The sequence below is a fragment of the Gemmatimonadaceae bacterium genome (assembly GCA_030647905.1).
GTDB lineage: Bacteria > Gemmatimonadota > Gemmatimonadetes > Gemmatimonadales > Gemmatimonadaceae > UBA4720.
Map to the genome: position 1 here is coordinate 1 of JAUSJA010000004.1, position 4764 is coordinate 4764.

The 4764-nt window shown below is 59.5% G+C and carries 5 protein-coding genes; all 5 read left to right on the top strand.

The genetic code is table 11. From position 1 onward, the window contains the following. The first annotated feature begins 183 nt into the window (after positions 1-183). The 5 genes from Q7S20_00375 (at position 184) to Q7S20_00395 (ending at position 4453) form a co-directional block, all read left to right on the top strand. On the top strand, positions 184-501 hold the full coding sequence (locus Q7S20_00375; GenBank protein ID MDO8500280.1) for a nucleotidyltransferase family protein: 318 nt from the start codon (positions 184-186) through the stop codon (positions 499-501). Between the two features lie 13 nt (positions 502-514). Next, a complete protein-coding gene (locus Q7S20_00380) occupies positions 515-820 on the top strand; it encodes a DUF86 domain-containing protein (GenBank protein MDO8500281.1) in 306 nt (101 codons plus the stop codon). A gap of 879 nt (positions 821-1699) precedes the next feature. Continuing rightward, positions 1700-2263 (top strand): hypothetical protein, encoded by a 564-nt coding sequence (locus Q7S20_00385; protein MDO8500282.1) that lies wholly within the window; start codon positions 1700-1702, stop codon positions 2261-2263. 436 nt (positions 2264-2699) lie between these two features. After that, positions 2700-2915 carry a type II toxin-antitoxin system HicB family antitoxin gene (locus Q7S20_00390; GenBank protein MDO8500283.1) on the top strand — a complete coding sequence of 72 codons (216 nt, stop codon included), beginning with the start codon at positions 2700-2702 and terminating at the stop codon, positions 2913-2915. 863 nt (positions 2916-3778) lie between these two features. Then, positions 3779-4453 carry a hypothetical protein gene (locus tag Q7S20_00395; protein MDO8500284.1) on the top strand — a complete coding sequence of 225 codons (675 nt, stop codon included), beginning with the start codon at positions 3779-3781 and terminating at the stop codon, positions 4451-4453. Positions 4454-4764: the final 311 nt, after the last annotated feature.

Sequence of the window (4764 nt, forward strand, 5' to 3'; positions counted from 1 at the left end):
TTTGGACTCCCAGGCAATTCGTCGACCGATATCTGCTCGCGCGCTGACAGCTAACAAACGATTGCAGCAGTCAGCCGGTCTATCGTATGCGCGCTTCGCGCGCTTTTATTTGATTCGGCTGCAGCTGAATCGTAGGCGTTATGCTGATGTGACAAGCATGCGCGGACGGCATAGATTTCGGTCATGATCGCAAGCGCCCTTACCCGCACCGACGTTCACGTCCGCCTGGCCGCCGCGCAGGCTGAGATCCTCAGCTTGGGTGTGCGGCGTTTGGCGCTGTTCGGCTCCGTCCAGCGCAACACGGCGCGCCCGGACAGTGACGTCGACGTGCTCGTCGAATTCCGCTCAGGCGAGAAGACCTATAAGCACTTCTTTGCGCTCGGTGAACTGCTGGAGCGGCTCCTCGACCGACGGGTGGAACTCGTTACGCCGGAGTCACTCTCGCCTTTTCTGCAACGTAAGATTCTCGCGGAAGCGACGGATGTCATTAGAGCCGCTTGAGTATCTTCGGCATATGCTGGCCGAGGCCGAGTACCTCCAGGCCGCGAGTGCGGGCCTGTCCCGCGAACAGTTTCAGAACGACGCGACGCTCAGGCGCGCGGTCGTTCGAAGCCTTGAGATCATTGGCGAGGCCGCAAAGAAGGTCCCGGGTGATCTTCGTGCGCGACATCCCGACGTCGAGTGGCGTGCCATGGCGGGCATGCGCAATCGGTTGATTCATGACTATTTCGGCGTGGATTATGAGCTCGTCTGGAACGTCGTGCAACAGGATATTCCTACTCTTCGAGAGCAAGTACGTCGCATCTTGGACACAGCATAACCAGCGCTTGCTGCTGGCGAACGCCTGAGTACGGTGTAGCGACCGCGGGGCGTTCACTCGATCGCAAGATGAATGACCGCGAACGCCCCGCTCGCATCTGCGCATGCGTTCGCAGCAGAAGCGCAGTCCGTTATGCCTACACCAAGTGCCTCTTGTCCTTCGAAGCACGGGGTGTAACCTTAAAAGTATGACTCGCCCGGCCTTGTTCGACGAAATCTTGGACCTGCCTCCAGAAGACAGACTCCAGCTCGTAGAGAAAATTTGGGATAGCCTCGCAGTGTCAGCCGAGAGTGTTCCGGTGCCTCATTGGCATCAGGCCGAGCTCGATGACCGTCTCAACGATCCTCGTGAAAAAGCCACCAGTAGTTGGGAAGAAGTCCAAGCCCGCCTTCGTCAGCCAAAGCGTTGAGCCGAACGCTCGCGTTTACTCCGCGAGCTAGTGCCGATATAGAAGAGGCGTACGCATGGTACGAGACCAGGCGTGTAGGACTTGGGACTGAGTTTCAGAGCGAACTATCGCGCATGTTTCATCTTCTCGAAACAATGCCGGAAGCGGGTCCGGTTGTACATGCCAATCTCCGTCGTCTTCTTATGAGGCGCTTTCCGTTTGTCTTGTATTACAGGCTAACGGATTCAGCAATCGAAATCCGTGGATGTTTGCACCAGCGAAGGGATCCGCGCCTCGGGATACGTCGCGCGTGAGGCATAACAAACGTTGCTGCAGTCAATCACTTTATGGAAGCGCGCTGCGCGCGCAATTATTTAGATGTGCTTGCAGCAGAACTTGAGCGTTAGGCGTACACACAACCATCCATGTCGGCAAAATCAACAAACTTTGGCTCGTGCGCGCTGTGCGGGCATCGTGCGACGAAGTCGGCGATGATGGCGCACGTGGAGACGTGCGTCGCGCCGCACGACAAAGTCGGTCCGTCGCAGCCGCTGGTCGCCCTTCGTTTCGACGCAATGGGCGAGCCGCGCTACTGGTTGATCATCGAGGCCAAGGCGGACACGCAATTGCGCCACGTGGACGCCCTGCTGCGCCAGCTGTGGCTGGAATGCTGTGGACACATGAGCGCGTTCCGCGTCGGACGCCGCGAACTGGCGATGACCACTGGCGCCGCCCTAGCGTTCGCTCGTGCAGGTGCCAAAGTGGAGTACGAGTACGATTTCGGAAGCACGACGGCTTTGACCGGCGAACTGGTTGGCATGCGGCATGGTTCGATTGGCCGCGCGCCCGTGCGGCTGCTCGCGCGCAACGATCCGCTCGCCTGGCCCTGCGGTGACTGCAAGGCGCCGGCGACAGTGGTGTGTCCATTCTGTATCGATTCCGACAGCGCGCTCTTCTGCGACATGCATGCCGCTGCGCACGAGCACGCTGACGAGGAAGCGTATCTCCCCGTGGTCAATTCACCGCGCATGGGCGTGTGCGGCTACACCGGTTGAGTGCCGGCCGGCGTCTGCGCCGGTGACGCCTAACCAACGTTTGCTGCCGACGAACGCAGGTTCTGTCGGTAGCGAACACGGGGCGCATTCGTTTTGAGCGTTCGCAGCAGAAACGTGGCCGTTCGATGGCGCCGAGCTTCCTCTCATGACTAGCTTTCCGTCGTGTCTCGATATGGCAAAGCGCTGCAGCGCCTCCTCAGTGGGACCGCGGATCAAACGATCCGGTTCGATGAACTCTGTGGCCTCTTGGCCCGCCTCGACTTCGGCGAGCGCCAGCGCGGTGGAAGCCATCGGGTTTTCTTCCAAGACGGTGTCCCCGAGATTCTGAACCTACAGCCGCGCCACGATGGCACGGCCAAACCGTACCAGGTTCGGCAGGTTCGGGATGTTATATTGAAGTATCGACTGGCCGATTCCCTGTTCCGCGAGTCCGACGATGCCTGATTACCGCTACGAAATCATTATCTACTGGAGTGAGCCGGATCAGGCCTTTGTCGCCGAGGTGCCGGAGCTTCCGGGATGCGCCGCCGATGGGCCGACGTACAGCGCGGCCCTCGCCGAGGCCGAAGTCGCAATCCAGCAATGGATCGAGACAGCGCGCGAGCTCGGTCGCGACATCCCCACACCACGCGGGCGACTGCTCTACGCGTAGCGGGTCGGGATCTCGACCCGCAATCGAACGTGCGCTGCTGCAGACAAGCGATCTGAGGATGGCGCCCGCTAACGCGGGCGCTTCTATTTGATCGCTTGCAGCAGAGCTACGGCGTTAGCTGGACCAACCCCGGTCGTCGTAGGAGACAATTCATGTGCAGCTTTCTGAGAAGCATGCGTCAGAGCCGTTCCCACAGGATCTTCCAACATCGCTCCGGCCTAATTCAGCTCGCCATTGCGTGGACCGCCCTTTCCCCCGTTGCGGCGGCTGCGCAAAGAACGGACAACACGTCATTCCGACTGGGAATCGGCACATTTCTCAGTCGCGACCGAGGCTGGAACTACGGGGAGCCAATCGAACTGTTCGCCGCGGTCGTGCGGAAAGCTGGCTCATTCGATGTGGAAGCCGGCGCGTCCTTCTCAAAATCGTTCGTGGGTTTCAGCTACCCTGACGTCTACCCGCGCGCACCAAGCGCTTACCTCGATGGGTTCCGCGGACACCTGGGAATCCGCATCCCTGATGGAACTCACAGCTTTATCAGCGCGCTAGTTGGCGCTGAGTTCGTTCACAATCGCACCGAGCGTGAGCCGCGAACCTCGACCGCCGCGGCAATGGCCGGCGTAGGACTCAATTTCGGCCCGGCAAGGCGCGGTACGCTTGACCTCCGGTATGTCAGCTTTGCGAAACGTCTCGGGTCCTCGCGGGGGATCCTGCCTCTCACGCTCGCATGGCGACTTTGATCTCCTCGCGCCAGTTAACGAACGTTGCAGCTGACAAGCACTTTTCGGATGCGGCTTGCGGGGAGTAATACATACTGTCGCGAACATTTTCGCAGCCGGTATCGACTACACATGGAGAATCTGATGTCAAAAAGATGCGTTCTTGCAGTGGCTTTGGCTGCATCCGCTCTGCCTTCGGTAGCTTCCGCCCAGTTGAGTGTCGGTGCGCGCGTGGGCACGCTTGGGATCGGCGCAGAGGCAGGCTATGGTTTCAATTCACGGTTTGCTTTTCGCGGTGGGTTGGGAATCACCAAGTATCACTACGAAGGTGACTTTTCCGACAAGCAGTTCACGGTTGATACGCCGCCCAGCATCTGGAATATTGGGGTCGAAGTATCGCCATTCAGCAACGCCTTTCACTTGAGTGCAGGTGTGCTGCACCGACCGCAGTTTGACCTGACGGGCACCTTTACAGGATCGACCGACGTCGGCAACAACACCTACAGCGGCACCGTAAGAGTCGTCGGAAACATGAAGAATGAGCGGGAGATCGGTCCATTTCTGGGATTGGGTTTCGGTCGCATGACCAAGCGGGGATTTGGTATGTCCTTCGATCTTGGAGTCGCGCAGCTCGGCGAGGGCAAGATCAACTTCACATCTGCGACCTGCACCGCGTCGAACGGCCAGCCATGTCCGAACCAGTCACAGTTTCAGGCCGACGTTCAGCAGGACGCCGCTGACGCCAACAAGGAAATCGCTACATACCTGAAGTGGCACCCGATCATATCACTGGCTTTCCACTACGGATTCGGGAAGTAATCCGTTTGAGATAAACGTCTCCTCATGCCCGTTCCCGAAGCGGCAGTGGGGATTTGGGGTGTCGCTACAGGTACGCCGAACTGGCAAGCGGTCGCCATCAGATAGATTATTGCGGGGTGGAGTTGACACGGTTCCAGCGTCACATACAGAGTGCAGTCATCCACGGGAACGAAATTCAATCGCGGTCGTGAAAGTATGGCGCGGCTCTGACCGCCGCGATGCGCCGCTGCGGCCGGTCCGGGCGGAGCGATTCGCCCGTCTGTGCGGTTCGCGGCGTGTCCGGTCCGCGGTGCCGCGAGGCGTCGCCTCCC